1 protein-coding gene is annotated in these 333 nt (G+C 55.0%); it reads right to left on the bottom strand.

Annotated elements, in window-relative coordinates; genetic code table 11:
* Positions 1–333 (bottom strand): phage baseplate assembly protein V (locus tag AC1M89_RS14795; protein ID WP_481614400.1); only part of this gene is annotated, 333 nt, incomplete at both ends.

The following is a 333-nucleotide window of genomic DNA, read 5'->3' as shown; positions in this document are numbered from 1 at the left end:
GGCCTTGACTGTCAAATCGGGTTGGGCTGCGTTGGGCTTCATGTAGGCGGCCCACCACAAAGGGGCGGTCGATGTTGCCGTCAAAGAAGTCTATAACCACGATTTCATTGATTCGAGGAAGGAAGCGTGCGCCATAGCCTTCGCCTGCCCATGGGGTCAGTACATCGACCCAAGCTGAATCGGTATCGTTGTTGTTACTGCCGGCACCGCCATCAAATTGGTGGTCTTCTGCTCGGGTAAACAGGAAGCGTACTTTGATGCGTCCCCATTCATCGACATGGATTTCTTCTCCTGCAGGTCCCACCACTTTGGCGCGTTGCGGATGGGTGCTAG

It is taken from the genome of Acinetobacter sp. ANC_7635 (assembly GCF_056779945.1).
Note: the sequence above shows the minus strand (reverse complement) of the source record. Positions and strands in the feature narration are given on the sequence as shown.